We start from the raw sequence: 13,604 nt of genomic DNA, 5'->3' as shown, positions 1-13,604 counted from the left end.
GTGGACCTGGGGCTGGGCGGTCGCGGGTACCTGCTCACCGGCGCGAGCCGGGGGCTGGGTGCCGCGACCGCCCGTGCCCTGGTCGACGACGGGGCCCGGGTGCTGGTCAGCTCCCGGTCCCGAGGATCCGTGGACGCCGCCGTCGCCGCCCTGGGTGGGGCGCCGGCGGCGTACGGCCTGGCCGCCGACCTCGCCGACACCTCGTCCGCCCAGGACCTGGTGGCCGCGGCGGTCCGCGACCTCGGCCGGGTCGACGGCGCCCTGGTGTCCGTCGGCGGGCCGAAGCCCGGGTCCGTGCTGGACACCGACGAGGCCGACTGGCGCGACGCGGTCGACTCCGTCCTGCTGGGCACCATCCGGCTGGTGAAGGCTTTGGTGCCCGTGCTGGCCGAGGGGTCGGCGATCGGGCTGGTGCTGTCCACCTCGGTGCGGCAGCCGATCGGTCACCTGGCCATCTCGAACGGCCTGCGGCCGGGGCTGGCGATGACCGCCAAGGCGCTGGCCGACGAGCTGGGCCCCCGCGGCATCCGGGTGTTCGGCCTGCTGCCCGGCACCATCGCCACCGACCGGATCACCGACATCGAGGCCGCGTCGGGCGACGCCGCCGCGATGCGGGCCCGCACCGAGTCCGGCATCCCGCTGCGCCGGGTCGGCCGGCCCGAGGAGTTCGGCGCGGTCGCCGCCTTCCTGCTCTCCCCCGCGGCGAGCTACGTGACCGGCACGATGGTCGCCGTCGACGGCGGCGTCACGAGGTCCCTGTGACGACGCAGGAGGCACACGACGCCGTGGTGGAGACCGCCCCGGTGCTGGTGGCCTGCGCGCACGGCACCCGCAACCCGACCGGCCGCCGGCTGATCGCCGAGCTCGCGCTGGCCGCGAAGGCGCTGCGGCCGGGGCTGGAGACGACCGCAGCGTTCGTCGACGTGCAGCCGCCCACGGTGGTCGACGTGGTGGCCGGGCTGGCGGAGCGGCGCACCTCGGCCGTCGTCGTCCCCGTGCTGCTGTCGGGCGGGTTCCACGTCCACGTGGACATCGCCGGTGCCGTCGACAGCCACCCGGGCACCCTGTCGGCCCGCCCGCTGGGCCCGGACCTCCGGCTGGCCCAGGTGCTGCACGACCGCCTGGTCGCCGCCGGCGCCGACCCCACCGACCCGACGACCGCCGTCGTGGTGGCCGCGGCGGGCTCCAGCGACCCCCGGGCGACCGCGGACGTCGAGGACACCGCCGACCTGCTGCAGCGCACCTGGGCCGGCCCGGTGACCACCGGCTACGGCTCGGCCGCCCAGCCCACCGTGCCCGACGCAGTGGCCACCGCCCGCGGGGCCGGCGCCGAGCGGGTGGTGGTCGCGGCCTACCTGCTGGCGCCCGGGCACTTCCGCGACAAGCTCGACGCCGCCGGCGCCGACCTGGTCACCGCCCCGCTGCTGCCCGACGAGCGGATCGCCGCCGTCCTGCTGGACCGCTACGACGCCGCGATCGCCTCGGCCCGCCGCGAGGCCGAGGTCCGCGGCCCGCACCGGGTCGACACCCTGGACTTCTGGCCGGGCCCCGAGGACGCCTGAGGGCTCAGGGCCCGGTGGCGACCGGGCGGGTGGGGTCGGCCGACCACTCCGACCACGAGCCCGGCCACAGGGCGGCGTCGACGCCGGCGACGGCCAGCGCGGCGACCTCGTGCGCGGCCGTGACCCCGGAGCCGCAGTAGACGCCCACCGTCGTCCCCGGGACGACGCCGAGCGCGGCGAAGTGCTCGGCCAGGTCGGAGCGGAACCGGCCGTCGGCCAGGGTGTCGGTGGTCGGCGCGCTCACCGCGCCCGGGACGTGGCCGGCCACCGGGTCGATCGGCTCGACCTCGCCCCGGAACCGCTCGCCGGCCCGGGCGTCCAGCAGCACGCCGCCCGAACCCGGCAGCGCAGCCGCCTCGTCGGCGGTGAGCACGGGCATGGCGCCCCCGGTCAGGACGACGTCCCCCGGCTCGGGCACCACCTCACCGGTCTCCAGCGGACCGGTCCAGGCGGCCAGGCCGCCGTCCAGGATCGACACGTCGACAAGTCCACCCCAGCGCAGCAGCCACCAGGCGCGGGCGGCCGCCGTCCCCGGGCCGGCGTCGTGCACGACGACCCGGGACCCGGTGCTGATCCCCCACCGGCGGGCCGCGGCCTGCAGGTCGGCGACCGACGGCAGCGGGTGCCGGCCGGCGGCCGAGGGCGGGGCGGCCAGCTCGGTGTCCAGGTCGACGTAGACCGCACCGGGCAGGTGGCCGGCCAGGTACTGCTCGTGCCCGTCGGTGCGGCCCAGCGCCCAGCGCACGTCGAGCACCACCGCGCCCGGGACGGCGCCCGGACCGGCCAGCACCGGGATGGTCACCCGGCGAACTCGGCGGCGAGCACGGCGACCGCGTCGGCCGGGGCGGACCGGAGAGCCGGGGTGGCGGCGAAGACGCCGATCTTCCACCGGCGGCCGTCCTTCACCAACACGACGGTGTGCACCGCGACCAGGTCGGGGTGCAGCGTGCCGTCGGGCGCGGGCATGCCGGCGATCGCCGTCAGCACGGCGGTCTCCTCCCCCATGGCCCGCACCGAGCGGACGGTGCCCGCGTACGGCGGCGGGGCGTGGTCGGCGAAGATCCGCCGGAGGTCGGCGGCGAACTGCAGCCGGCCGTGGTGCTGGGTGCCGTCGAAGCCGACCACGTCGGCGTCGTCGGCGAGGGTGGCCGCCTGCCGGGCGGCGCTGTGCGCGTTCCAGCCGGCCAGGTACTCGGCGTAGACGGCGCGGATCTCCGCGTCCTCGGGGTGCACGACGGACAACGGGACTCCAGGGGTGGTGCGGGTGGGACCCCTGTGACGGTAGTGCTCAGGCCGGGGCAGCGGTCGGCGACACGGGCCCCTGGGTGAACTGGGTGCTGTGCAGCTCGGCGTAGCGACCGCCGCGGACGAGCAGCTCGTCGTGCGTGCCCTGCTCCACGATCCGGCCCTCGTCGAGCACCAGGATCAGGTCGGCGCTGCGGATGGTCGACAGCCGGTGCGCGATGACCAGCGAGGTGCGGCCGGCCAGCGCGGTGTCCAGCGCCTTCTGGACGGCGACCTCGCTCTGGCTGTCCAGGTGCGCGGTGGCCTCGTCCAGGATCACCACCCCGGGCGCCTTGAGCAGCACCCGGGCGATCGCCAGCCGCTGCTTCTCCCCGCCGGACATCCGGTAGCCGCGGTCGCCGACCACCGTCTCCAGACCGTCGGGCAGCGAGGCGACCAGCGCGGCGATCCGGGCGCCGGTCAGCGCGGCCCACAGCTCGTCCTCGGTGGCCTCGGGCCGCGCGTAGACCAGGTTGGCCCGGATCGTGTCGTGGAACAGGTGGGCGTCCTGGCTGACCACGCCGATGGCGGCCCGCAGCGAGTCCGCGGTGGCCTCCCGCACGTCGACCCCGCCCACCCGGACGGCGCCGGCGGTCACGTCGTACAGCCGGGGCACCAGGTTGGCGATGGTGGACTTGCCGGCCCCGGAGAACCCGACCAGGGCGACCAACTGGCCGGCCTCGGCCCGGAAGCTGACGTCGTGCAGCACCTCGGCCGGCTCGCCGTGCTCGGGCAGCGACAGGTCCTCCAGCGAGGCCAGCGACACCTGCTCGGCGGTCGGGTAGCTGAAGGAGACGTGGTCGAACTCGACCGAGCGGTCCCCCGCCGGCACCGGCCGGGCGTCGGGCGCCTCGTCGATCATGGGTGCCAGGTCGAGCACCTCGAAGACCCGGTCGAAGCTGACCATCGCGCTCATCACGTCGACCCGGACGTTGGACAGCGCGGTCAGCGGGCCGTACAGCCGGGACAGCAGCAGCGCCAGGGACACCACGGCGCCCGGCGTCAACGAGCCGTCGAAGGCCAGCGAGCCGCCCAGGCCGTAGACCAGGGCGGTGGCGAGCGCCGCGACCAGGGTGAGCGCGGTGAAGAAGGTGCGGCCGTACATCGCCGACAGCACACCGATGTCGCGCACCCGGGCGGCGCGGGCCCGGAAGGACTCCACCTCGGCCTCGGGCCGGCCGAACAGCTTGACCAGCAGCGCGCCGGCCACGTTGAACCGCTCGGTCATGGTGGCGTTCATCGACGCGTTGAGCCCGTAGGACTCCCGGGTGATCTCCTGCAGCCGCGCCCCGATCCGCTTGGCCGGCAGCACGAACAGCGGGACCAGCACGACCGACAGCAGGGTGATCTGCCAGGACAGCGTGAGCATCACGCCGGCGGTGAGCACCAGGCCGATGACGTTGGAGACCACCCCGGACAGCGTCGAGGTGAAGGCCTGCTGGGCGCCGATGACGTCGTTGTTGAGCCGGCTGACCAGCGCACCGGTCTGGGTGCGGGTGAAGAACGCCACCGGCATCCGCTGCACGTGGGCGAACACCCGGGCCCGCAGGTCGTAGATGACGCCCTCGCCGATCCGCGAGGAGTACCAGCGCTGCGCCAGCGAGCTGCCCGCGTCCACCAGGGCCAGGCCGGCGATGACCAGCGCGATCCGCACGATGTCGCCGGAGGTGCCGGTCAGCCCGGCGATCCGGTTGACGATGTCGCCGGCCAGCAGCGGGGTGGCCACCCCGATCACCGCCGACAGCACCACCAGGGCCAGGAAGAACGTCAGATCACGTCGGTACGGACCGGCCACGCCGAGGATCCGGCGCACGGTCCCCTTCGGGATCTCCCGGGCGGGGGTGGCGTCGCGGCGGAAGGACCGCATCGCGGCCATCGAGGTCATCGGTCCGTCCACGACGTCCTCAACCCTGCGTCGACGTGCCCTGTTCCGCGAAGGCGTGCAGCCGCCGGACCTGCGCGGCCCGCTCGGCGGCGTCCTGCCCCTCGGTGTCGGCGGCTGCGGCCCGCCGCACGAGCGCGGCGGTCTCCCGGCTCGCACCGGCGTCGGGGCCGAGGATCGCGCCGACCAGCTCGCTGACGGTGCGCTCGAGCGCTTCGGCAGGGACGACGGCGTTGGCCAGCCCGGTGGCGTGCGCCTCGGCGGCACCGACCCGCCGTCCGGTCAGGCACATCTCCAGGGCACGGCTGTAGCCCACCGCCTGCACCAGGGTGGACGTGCCGGTCAGGTCGGGCACCAGGCCGAGCACCGCCTCGGGGAGGGAGAAGGTGGCCTCCTCACCGCAGACCCGGAGATCGCAGGCCAGCGCCAGCTGCGCGCCGGCGCCGATGGCGTGCCCCTGCACGACGGCGATCGAGACGACGCCCGGCCGGCGCAGCCAGCGGAACCCGGCCTGGTAGCCGCGGATCCGCTCCTGGGCGCCCTCCGGGCCGAGGCCGACGAGCTCGCCCAGCCCGCCCGGCAGCGACGGGTCGGCGGAGAACAGCGACCGGTCCAGCCCCGCCGAGAATGCCCGGCCGGCGCCGCGGACGACGACCACCCGGACGTCGTCGGGCAGCGTCGCGCCGATCTCTGCCAGGGCGTGCCAGGTCGCCGGGACCTGGGCGTTGAGCTGGTCGGCCCGGTCCAGGGTGACGGTGAGGACGGGGCCGTCCAGCGACGTGGTGACCCAGCCCCGGGCCGGGTCGCCGCTCACTTCTTCGCGTCGGGCGCGCTGGGGCGGTTGGCGCCGCCGCGGCTGCGCAGGGTCGCCCCGGACTCGCTCAGCAGGCGGTGCACGAAGCCGTAGGAGCGCCCGGTGGAGGCGGCCAGCAGCCGGATGCTCTCCCCGGCGTCGTACCGCTTGCGCAGGTCGTCGGCGAGCGTGTTGCGGTCGTCGCCGGTGATCCGCTTGCCCTTGGTCAGGTCAGCGGTGGTGTCGGCTGCTGCGTTCGAGTCGGCCATGACTCCCCTCCGTGCCAGCGTCCACCCCGGCTGCGCCGAGGTCCCCCACTGGTCGCCCGGACCGTCGTCCCGGTGACGTCGGTCTCGTCCGAATGATCACCCAGTGGCGGGCGCGCCGCTCGGTGAGCGGCTACGCCAGCTCGACGAGCTCGGCGAAGTCGGCCGACCAGGTGTCCTCGGTGCCGTCGGGCAGCAGGATGACCTTGTCCGGGTCCAGCGCGGTGACCGCGCCCTCGTCGTGGGTGACCAGCACGATCGCGCCCTGGTAGGTGCGCAGCGCCTCGAGCACCTGCTCGCGGCTGGCCGGGTCCAGGTTGTTGGTCGGCTCGTCCAGCAGCAGCACGTTGGCCGCCGAGCAGACCAGCGCGGCCATCGCCAGGCGGGTCTTCTCGCCACCGGACAGCGTGCCGGCGCGCTGGTCGACGGCGTCCCCGGAGAAGAGGAACGCGCCCAGGATGCGGCGCAGCTCGGTCGCGGTCTGGTCCGGCGCCGCGGACTGCATGATCTCCAGCAGCGAGCGGTCCATGTCCAGCGTCTCGTGCTCCTGGGCGTAGTAGCCCAGCCGCAGCCCGTGCCCGGCCTTGACCTCGCCCGTGTCCGGCTTCTCGGTGCCGGCCAGCATGCGCAGCAGGGTGGTCTTGCCCGCGCCGTTGAGCCCGAGGACGACGACCCGGGTGCCGCGGTCGATGGCCAGGTCCACGCCGGTGAAGATCTCCAGCGAGCCGTAGCTCTTGCTCAGCCGCTCGGCGGTCAGCGGGGTCTTGCCGCAGGGCGCCGGGGTCGGGAAGCGCAGCTTGGCCACCCGGTCCTGCACGCGCACCTGCTCCAGGCCCGCGGCCAGCCGCTGGGCGCGCTTGTCCATCGACTGCGCGGCCTTGGCCTTGGTCGCCTTGGCCCGCATCTTGTCCGCCTGCGCGGTCAGCGCGCCGATCTTCTTCTCGGCGTTGGCCCGCTCGGAGCGGCGGCGGCGCTCATCGGTCTCCCGCGCCTCCAGGTACCGCTTCCAGCCCAGGTTGTAGACGTCGACGGTGGCCCGGTTGGCGTCCAGGTGCCAGACCTTGTTCACCACGGCGGCCAGCAGGTCGACGTCGTGGCTGATCACGATCAGCCCGCTGCGGTGGGTGGCCAGGAAGCCCCGGAGCCAGGCGATCGAGTCGGCGTCCAGGTGGTTGGTCGGCTCGTCGAGCAGCAGGGTCTCGGCGTCGGAGAACAGGATCCGGGCCAGCTCGACGCGGCGGCGCTGGCCACCGGACAGCGTGGACAGCGGCTGCTCCAGCACCCGGTCCGGCAGACCCAGGTTGGTGCAGATGCGCGCGGCGTCGGACTCGGCGGCGTAGCCGCCCATGGCGGCGAACTGGTCCTCGAGCCGGCCGTAGCGGCGGACGGCGCGGTCGCGCTCGGCGTCGTCGGCGGGCTCGGCCATGGCGATCTGGGCCTTGGTCAGCTGGGCCTTGAGCTCGTCCAGGCCGCGGCCGGACAGCACCCGGTCGCTCGCGGTGATCGACAGGTCGCCGCTGAGCGTGTCCTGCGGCAGGTAGCCCAGCTCGCCGACCTGGTCGACCTTGCCGGCGTGCGGGACGCGCTCACCGGCCAGCGTGGTGAGGGTGGTGGTCTTGCCGGCGCCGTTGCGCCCGACGAGGCCGATCCGGTCACCGGGCTGCACCCGCAGGTCCGCCTCGCTGATCAGGATGCGCGAGCCCGCGCGGAGCTCGAGGCCGGTGGTCGTGATCACTGGTTCCATGGTACCGGCGGAACGGCCCTGGTCCGAGGACCTGCGGTGGTGACATCCGCAGCACTACTCAGCCCGGGTCGGGTAGCACGCCGGAGGCCGGGGGCCCTGGACCCGGACAGCCTGGGTGGCATGACTGCTCCGACCGCCGCCCCGTGGGTGCTGCGCTGCCCGGTCTGCTCGACGCCGGTGCCCCCGGGCGCCCCGCCGAGCACGCCGTGCCCGACCTGCGGGCTGCCCGCGGCCGCGCACGCCGGCCTGGTGGTCGGCCGGATCGGCGTGACCCTGGCCGACCTGCACCGCGACCGCGACGCCCTGCTCGCCACGCTCCGCACCGCCGCCCCCGGACCTCGACGCCCNGCGCGTCGTGGAGAGGGTAGTCGCGCGCGGCGGCGTTGGGGGGAGGCGGCGGCCGGGGGCCCGGGGCCCGCCGCAGAACAGGGTGTCGCCGGTGAAGACGGTGTCCAGCTCGGGGGCGTAGAGGCAGGTGCTGCCCGGGGAGTGGCCCGGGGGGTGACTGGCCACGAGCTGGGATGGGGTGTCGTCGGCGGCGTCGGATGTGTATAGGGGGCAGTCGCGGTGCTGGGGTCGGTGCTGTCCACCTTCACGGTCGGGACGCCGGCCGGGGTCGTCGCGGTCTCGGTCCTGCTGCTCGTCGCGGCCGCGCTGGGCGTCCTGGCCGGGCACGCCGGCAGCCCGACCGCCGGCGAGGCCCTGGCCGTCGGCTCGGTGCTGGCCGCGGCGGCGCTGGTCGTGGTCGGCGCGCGGACGGCGCCCGACCCGGAGCTGGCCGCCGGCACGCTGGTGCTCTTCGTGGCCGTCGGCACCGGCGCGCTGGCGCTGGTCAGCCCGCAGCTGCGCACCTGGCGGGTCAGCTGCTGGGTCGCCGCCCAGGTCGCGGTGCTGGTGGCCGTGCGGGCCGGGGACCTGCCCAGCGACCTGCTCGCCGGGGCCCTGCTGGGCGTGGCGTTGACCGGCCTGGCGATCGCCTGGTTCGCCGACGGCGTCGTCGCGCTGTCCGGCCTGCTCTGCTCGGTGCCCTGGTGGGTGGTCGGCGTCTGGGTCGCCGAGCGGGCCGCCTGGTCCGGCGACCGGCCGGCGGTCGCCGCGCTGCTGGCCACCGGGGCCGCGGTCGGCCTGCTGGTCACCACGCACGAGAAGGTGCCGGAGCTCCCCCTGGGCGGGGCTGCCGTCCCGGTGCTCTCCGGGCTCACGGCCGGCTCGGTGGTCGCCGGCGCCGCGGCGTCCACCGGGCCGCAGTGGGTGCTGGGGTCGGGGTTCCTGGGCCTCGGACTGGCTGCGCTGGTCGCCGTCGCCGCGTCCCGGGGGCCGGACTGGGTGCCGCGGGACGCCGGGCTGGCCGCCGCGGCCACGCTGACCGTGCTCGCCGCCGTCGGCACCGCGCGCGCCGGGAACTGGGCCGACCTCGGGCTGCTGATGGTCACCACCGCGGCCGCCGCGGTGCTGCTGTCGGTCCGGGACCGGGACACCAGACCCTCGACGGTCCCGATCGCGGTCGGGACCGTGGCGCTGGCCGTGGTGCTGCTGACCAGCGAGGGCCAGGTGTCGGGCGCGGCGGTCGGCGCCGCGCTGGTCGCCGTCGCGGTGGCCGCGCTGGCCGAGGCGGTGGTGCTCGCCGTCGTCTTGCCGTGGTGGTCGCGCCGGCGGGTGCAGGCCTGGGTGTCGGCCCGGATCGGGCGCCGGGCGGCTGCCCCGACCGGACCGGTGGACGACGTCCGGTCGGCGTTCGCCGCCGCTGATACCGGGCGCAGCCCACCCCCGGCGACCGAGGAGGACGACCCCGCGTCGCCGGACCGGCGGGCGTCGGTCTCGGCCGCGGGCACCGGTGCGGTCGTCGGCTTCCTCGGCATCGCCACGGCGTCGTCCTCCGGGCGGCTGGGCGCCACCGCGCTGCTGCTCGCCGTCCTGGGGCTGGCCCTGATGGGGCACGGTGACGTCACCCGCGGCACCCGGGACCCCGACGTCCCGCTGGACGAGCAGGAGGTCCGCGGGCGGGGCACCCGGGTGCTCGGCGGCCTGGCCCTGGTGGCCGCCGCCTGGCTGGGCGCCGACCAGCTCGGCTGGGGTGCGCCGGAGGTGGTGACCGTGCCGGCCGGGGTGGTCATGCTGGCCGGCCGGTGGCGCTCGCTGCCGCACGGCACCAGCTGGCCGGCCTGGGGGCCGGGTCTGGCTGTGGGGCTGATGCCCTCGGTGCTGCTCACCGTGCTCGACCCGACGCCGGTGCGCCAGGTCGTGACCCTGGTCGCGGCGCTGCTGCTCGTCCTGGGCGGGCTCGGCTGGGCGGTGCGCGCACCGTTCGTGCTGGGCCTGGTCGGCGTCCTCGGGGTGACCGCCGGCTGGCTGCTCGACGGCGCGCCGACCCCCTGGGTGGTCGCCCTGCTGGTCGTCGGCGCCCTGCTCATGGCGGCGGGCGCCGTCCGGGAGCAGCAGCGCCGCCGGGGGGACGCCGTCCCGGCCCGGGTGCGGACGCTGCGCTAGCTGCCGAACAGGGACTCGGCGCAGACCACGCGGTAGCCCGCTGCCAGGAACGAGCGCATCGACGCCGTGTTCGCCGGCGCGACCTGCGCCCACAGCCGGCCGTCGACCAGGGCTTCGGCCCGGCTGCAGGGGCCCGCAGCGCGCGGAGCGCGTTGTGGGGGGCAGCGGGGTCCTTCTACTCCCACCGGCCGGCCAGCCCGCGGCCCAGCGAGAGCAGCGCCGCGCCGTCGGGTGTGCCGAGCACCCGGACGTCGGTGCGGTGCCGGTGCGCCCGCTGCACCCGCGGGTGGTCGGCTGCCTGCAGCGGCTGCAACGGGATGGCCGGTGCGACCGGCGCCGTGGGTGCGACCAGCACGGCGTCCACGACGCCCGGCTCGACGCCGGTCTCGTCGGCCAGCGCGCTCAGGAACCGGGCCGACAGCGGTGCGGCGACCGGGTCCGGCGACGCGGCCACCCAGGCGGCGACCCAGGCCGGGTCGACGTCGGCGCCCACGTAGGCCCAGGCGGTGCCGCCGACGACGACAGCCCGCGCCCCGAGGGGCGCGGGCTGCGTCGTGACGCTGCCGTCGGCCGCGGGGTCCTCCCCCGCGGCCAACCGGTCCAGCAGCTGCTTCAGACCCGGAAGCCCAAGGCGCGCAGCTGCTCCCGACCGTCGTCGGTGATCTTGTCCGGGCCCCACGGCGGCATCCAGACCCAGTTGATCCGGATGTCCTCGACCAGGCCGGGGCCGGGGCCGCCGGTGAGGGCCTGGCGGGCCTGGTCCTCGATGACGTCGGTCAGCGGGCAGGCCGCGGAGGTCAGCGTCATGTCGATGACGGCGACGTTCGCGTCGTCCACCTCGATGCCGTAGACCAGGCCGAGGTCGACGACGTTCACGCCGAGCTCGGGGTCGACGACGTCGCGCATGGCCTCCTCGAGCTCCTCGAGGTCCGGCTTGATCACCGGGGCCTTCGGGGTCGCGGCGACGGGGGTGTCGGTGGTCTCGCTCATGCGGGCTCCTCCGTAGGGGCGGTCTCGGTGGGCGTCCAGGCCCGGGCGCTGGCGTCCTTGAGGGCCATCCAGCTCATCAGCGCGCACTTGATCCGCGCCGGGTACTTCGACACCCCGGCGAACGCGACGGCGTCCTCCAGGCTGTCCTCGAGCTCGTCGGCCACGGCGGTGTCGCCCTTGGCCTGCATCAGGCGCATGAAGTCCTCGCCGGTGGCCAGGGCGTCGGGGACGCTCTTGCCGACCACCAGGTCGTACATCGCCGACACCGAGGCCTGGCTGATCGAGCAGCCCATGCCCTCGTAGGACACGTCGGTCAGGGTGTCGCCGTCGACCTTGACCCGCAGCGTGACCTCGTCCCCGCAGGTCGGGTTGACGTGGTGCACCTCGGCGTCGAACGGGTCGCGCAGTCCGCGGCCGTGGGGGTTCCGGTAGTGGTCCAGGATGATCTCCTGGTACATGTCCTGCAGCTTCATCAGGCCTCCTCCCCACCGTCAACGCCGAAGAAGCGCTGCGCATGCCGCACGCCCTCGACCAGGGCGTCGACGTCGTCGTAGCCGGTGTGCACGTAGAACGTGGCGCGGGTGGTCGCCGGGACGCCGTAGCGCCGGACGACCGGCCAGGCGCAGTGGTGCCCCACCCGGACGGCGATGCCCTGGTCGTCGAGGACCTGGCCGACGTCGTGCGGGTGGATGCCCTCGACGGTGAAGCTGATCGCGCCGCCGCGGGCGACGGTGTCGACCGGGCCGATCACCCGGACGCCGGGGATGGCCTGCAGCTGGGCGAGGGCGTACTCGGTGAGCGCCTCCTCGTGCGCCTGCACCTTGTCCATGCCCAGCGCGGTCAGGTAGTCCGCGGCCGCGGCCAGCCCGATCACCTGCGCGGTCATCGGGACGCCGGCCTCGAAGCGCTGCGGCGGCGGGGCGAAGGTGCTGCCCTCCATCCGCACGACCTCGATCATCGAGCCGCCGGTGAGGAACGGCGGCAGCGCGGCCAGCACCTCGGCGCGGCCCCACAGCACGCCGACCCCGGTGGGGCCGAGCATCTTGTGCCCGGAGAACACCAGGAAGTCCGCGCCCAGGGCGGCGACGTCCACCGGCTGGTGCGGCACCGACTGCGCGCCGTCGACCATGACCAGCGCGCCCACGGCGTGCGCGCGCTCGATGATCGGCGCCAGCGGCGGCATGGTGCCCAGGATGTTGGACTGCTGGGTGACCGTGACGAGCTTGGTCCGCTCGTTGACCACGGTGTCCAGGTCCGACAGGTCCAGCCGGCCGTCGTCGGTGAGCCCCAGCCAGCGCAGCGTGGCGCCGGTGCGCTCGCACAGCTGCTGCCACGGGATGAGGTTGGCGTGGTGCTCCATCTCGGTGACGACGACCTCGTCGCCCTCGCCGACGGCGTACCGGTGGAACTCCGGCTCCTTGGCGGTGACCGCGTTGCTCATCGCGTAGGCCACCAGGTTGATCGCCTCGGTGGAGTTGCGGGTGAACACGACCTCGTCGGGCTGCGCGCCGATGAACGACGCGATCGTCACCCGGGCCTGCTCGTAGGCCTCGGTGGCCTCCTCGGCCAGGGCGTGCGCGCCGCGGTGCGGGGCGGCGTTGACGTTCTCGTAGAACCAGCGCTCGGCGTCGAGCACCTGGCGGGGCTTCTGCGAGGTCGCCCCCGAGTCCAGGTAGACCAGCCGCTTCCCGTCCCGGACCGTGCGGCCCAGGATCGGGAAGTCGGCACGGACCGCCTCGACGTCCAGCGGGAGCGGCGTGCGCCCGGTCGCGGGCGCCGTGGCGGTCGCGGTCATGCCGAGGCCACCGCCGCCGCGTCCGCGTCGGCCTTGAGGTAGGCCGCGTAGCCCTCGGCCTCGAGCTTGTCGGCCAGCTCCTTGCCGCCCTCCTCGACGACCCGGCCGGCGACGAAGACGTGCACGAAGTCGGGCTCGATGTAGCGCAGGATCCGCGTGTAGTGCGTGATCAGCAGGACGCCGACGGAGCTGTTGGCCTTGGCCCGGTTGACGCCCTCGGACACGACGCGCAGGGCGTCGACGTCGAGGCCCGAGTCGGTCTCGTCGAGGATCGCCATCTTGGGCTTGAGCAGGCCCATCTGGAGGATCTCGTGGCGCTTCTTCTCGCCGCCGGAGAAGCCTTCGTTGACGTTGCGCTCGGCGAAGGCGGCGTCCATCTCGAGCGCCTCCATCTCGGTGCGCATGTCCTTGACCCAGGTGCGCAGCTTCGGCGCCTGGCCGGTGACGGCGGTGGCGGCGGTGCGCAGGAAGTTCGACACCGAGACGCCGGGGACCTCGACCGGGTACTGCATGGCCAGGAACAGGCCGGCCCGGGCGCGCTCGTCGACGGTCATCGCGAGGACGTCCTCGCCGTCGAGGGTGACGGTGCCCCCGGTGATCGTGTACTTCGGGTGCCCCGCGATGGAGTACGCCAGGGTGGACTTGCCGGAGCCGTTGGGGCCCATGATCGCGTGGGTCTCGCCGCTGCGGATGGTGAGGTCGACGCCGCGGAGGATCTCCTTGGTCTCGTCGCCCTCCCCGACCGTGACGTGCAGGCCGCGGATCTCCAGCACGCTGCCGGTGGTCTCGCTCATGTGATGC

The 13,604-nt window shown here is 75.1% G+C and carries 14 protein-coding genes; 3 read left to right on the top strand and 11 right to left on the bottom strand.

Going from position 1 to position 13,604, the window contains the following annotated elements:
- Positions 1–762, top strand: coding sequence for an SDR family oxidoreductase (locus LFA75_RS20470; RefSeq protein WP_225235431.1), 762 nt, complete (start codon positions 1–3; stop codon positions 760–762).
- Positions 759–1,562: a sirohydrochlorin chelatase gene (locus LFA75_RS20465; protein ID WP_225235430.1), complete on the top strand. Its 804-nt coding sequence runs from the start codon at positions 759–761 to the stop codon at positions 1,560–1,562. The genes LFA75_RS20470 and LFA75_RS20465 overlap by 4 nt, the downstream gene beginning before the upstream one ends.
- A 4-nt stretch (positions 1,563–1,566) precedes the next feature.
- Here the strand turns inward: LFA75_RS20465 and LFA75_RS20460 are convergent, their stop codons facing one another.
- The 6 genes from LFA75_RS20460 to LFA75_RS20435 all read right to left on the bottom strand — a co-directional run bounded on the left by LFA75_RS20460 (position 1,567) and on the right by LFA75_RS20435 (position 7,531).
- Positions 1,567–2,364: a sulfurtransferase gene (locus LFA75_RS20460; protein WP_225235429.1), complete on the bottom strand. Its 798-nt coding sequence runs from the start codon at positions 2,362–2,364 to the stop codon at positions 1,567–1,569.
- Positions 2,361–2,795 (bottom strand): SgcJ/EcaC family oxidoreductase, encoded by a 435-nt coding sequence (locus LFA75_RS20455; protein WP_225236098.1) that lies wholly within the window; start codon positions 2,793–2,795, stop codon positions 2,361–2,363. The genes LFA75_RS20460 and LFA75_RS20455 overlap by 4 nt, the downstream gene beginning before the upstream one ends.
- Before the next feature lie 55 nt (positions 2,796–2,850).
- Entirely contained in the window at positions 2,851–4,743 is a 1,893-nt protein-coding gene (locus LFA75_RS20450) for an ABC transporter ATP-binding protein (protein WP_225235428.1), read from the bottom strand.
- 7 nt (positions 4,744–4,750) lie between these two features.
- A complete protein-coding gene (locus tag LFA75_RS20445) occupies positions 4,751–5,542 on the bottom strand; it encodes an enoyl-CoA hydratase/isomerase family protein (RefSeq protein WP_263639397.1) in 792 nt (263 codons plus the stop codon).
- Positions 5,539–5,790: a helix-turn-helix domain-containing protein gene (locus tag LFA75_RS20440; protein WP_225235427.1), complete on the bottom strand. Its 252-nt coding sequence runs from the start codon at positions 5,788–5,790 to the stop codon at positions 5,539–5,541. Before LFA75_RS20440 ends, LFA75_RS20445 begins: the two co-directional genes overlap by 4 nt.
- A gap of 130 nt (positions 5,791–5,920) precedes the next feature.
- The gene (locus tag LFA75_RS20435) at positions 5,921–7,531 is read right to left on the bottom strand and encodes an ABC-F family ATP-binding cassette domain-containing protein (protein WP_318250038.1); all 1,611 of its coding nucleotides are present in this window, start codon (positions 7,529–7,531) and stop codon (positions 5,921–5,923) included.
- Positions 7,532–8,098: 567 nt separating this feature from the next.
- Between LFA75_RS20435 and LFA75_RS20430 the strand changes: the two genes are divergently transcribed.
- Positions 8,099–10,018: an SCO7613 C-terminal domain-containing membrane protein gene (locus LFA75_RS20430; RefSeq protein ID WP_225235425.1), complete on the top strand. Its 1,920-nt coding sequence runs from the start codon at positions 8,099–8,101 to the stop codon at positions 10,016–10,018.
- 175 nt (positions 10,019–10,193) lie between these two features.
- Here the strand turns inward: LFA75_RS20430 and LFA75_RS20425 are convergent, their stop codons facing one another.
- Genes LFA75_RS20425 through sufC form a run of 5 tightly spaced genes read right to left on the bottom strand, consistent with a single transcriptional unit; the run spans position 10,194 to position 13,597 of the window.
- Complete coding sequence (locus LFA75_RS20425) at positions 10,194–10,613, bottom strand: hypothetical protein (RefSeq protein WP_225235424.1); 420 nt, start codon at positions 10,611–10,613, stop codon at positions 10,194–10,196.
- Between the two features lie 17 nt (positions 10,614–10,630).
- On the bottom strand, positions 10,631–11,008 hold the full coding sequence (locus tag LFA75_RS20420; protein WP_225235423.1) for a metal-sulfur cluster assembly factor: 378 nt from the start codon (positions 11,006–11,008) through the stop codon (positions 10,631–10,633).
- A complete protein-coding gene (gene sufU / locus LFA75_RS20415) occupies positions 11,005–11,481 on the bottom strand; it encodes a Fe-S cluster assembly sulfur transfer protein SufU (RefSeq protein ID WP_225235422.1) in 477 nt (158 codons plus the stop codon). Before sufU ends, LFA75_RS20420 begins: the two co-directional genes overlap by 4 nt.
- The gene (locus LFA75_RS20410; protein WP_225235421.1) at positions 11,481–12,803 is read right to left on the bottom strand and encodes a cysteine desulfurase; all 1,323 of its coding nucleotides are present in this window, start codon (positions 12,801–12,803) and stop codon (positions 11,481–11,483) included. The genes sufU and LFA75_RS20410 overlap by 1 nt, the downstream gene beginning before the upstream one ends.
- Positions 12,800–13,597: a Fe-S cluster assembly ATPase SufC gene (gene sufC, locus LFA75_RS20405; protein WP_225235420.1), complete on the bottom strand. Its 798-nt coding sequence runs from the start codon at positions 13,595–13,597 to the stop codon at positions 12,800–12,802. Before sufC ends, LFA75_RS20410 begins: the two co-directional genes overlap by 4 nt.
- Positions 13,598–13,604 lie beyond the last annotated feature (7 nt).

Origin of the sequence: Klenkia terrae (assembly GCF_900491935.1) — a bacterium.
Taxonomy (GTDB): domain Bacteria; phylum Actinomycetota; class Actinomycetes; order Mycobacteriales; family Geodermatophilaceae; genus Klenkia; species Klenkia terrae.
The sequence above is the reverse complement of the archived record's forward strand: the minus strand, read 5'-3'. Positions and strand labels throughout refer to the sequence as shown.